This window comes from Hydrogenivirga sp. 128-5-R1-1, assembly GCF_000171895.1.
This window is the reverse complement of record NZ_ABHJ01000545.1, coordinates 1-1003: the sequence shown is the minus strand read 5'-3', so window position 1 is coordinate 1003 and position 1003 is coordinate 1. Positions and strand designations below refer to the sequence as shown.

Annotated in this window: 1 protein-coding gene and 1 pseudogene; both read right to left on the bottom strand. The window is 30.9% G+C overall.

All coding sequences use genetic code 11. The features are described 5' to 3' along the window. Positions 1-592 (bottom strand): type II secretion system F family protein (locus tag HG1285_RS00050; protein WP_008289771.1); only part of this gene is annotated, 592 nt, incomplete at its 3' end. A gap of 1 nt (position 593) precedes the next feature. Next, positions 594-1003: pseudogene (locus HG1285_RS00055) on the bottom strand (type II secretion system protein GspE); the annotation flags it as partial.

The window sequence follows — 1003 nt, the reverse complement described above, 5'->3', positions numbered from 1 at the left end:
AAATTTTAACAACAGTTGGTACAACAACGTTCATTATAATAATAAGGGCTAAAAATCCAACTCCTATAACAATTGATGGGTAAATTAATGCATTTATAATTTGAGATTTAAAGCTGTTTTGCTTTTCTATAAAATTTGAGGCTGATAAAAATATACTGCTTAAAGCCCCTGATGCTTCTCCTGCTTTTATCATCTCAATTAAGAATTTTGGGAATATTTTTACTTCTTCAAAGGCATCTGCTATAGATTTTCCTTCAGCTATAAGAGCCTTAGTTTTAAGGAGTTTTTCTTTAAGCTCAGCGCCTTCCTGCTGTTTGGCTACTATTTCAAGGGCAGATGTTATGTGAACATTTTTATCAAGTAAAAGCCCAAGCTGATAAAGAATTAAAACAAGGTCATCCGGATTTATACTTTTTTTGAAAAGTTTTATATTTAAAGATTTTTTTGTCTTTCTGCCTATTTCTTCTATTTCAAGCGGCACTAAATTCTTTGAGACTAAAATATTACGTGTGTGAGAAACGGAAGTTGCCTCAACTGTTCCTGTTATTTCTTTTCCATTTTTATTAACTGCTTTATATTTAAAAACTGGCATTTTACTGTTTTGCCACCGATAGTACTTCTTCTACTGTCGTTATTCCGTCAACTGCTTTTCTAAGACCGTCCTGTAATAATGTTTTCATTCCATTTTTTACTGCATAATATCTTATTGTTTTGCTGTCTGTTGTTTTTGATATTAAAGACCTGAAATCTTCATCTATTTTCATTATTTCATAGATAGCTATCCTTCCTTTATATCCTGTGTTTAAGCACTGCTCACAGCCTTTTCCTCTATAAAGTTTAAAATCTTTATCTATGTGTAGATGTTTTTTTATAAACTCTTTTTCATTTTCAGAAGGTTTTATTTCTTCTTTGCAGTTTTCACATATTCTTCTAACAAGTCTTTGTGCAATTACTCCTTCTAAAGATGAGGCTATTAAAAATGACTCTATTCCCATATCTGCAA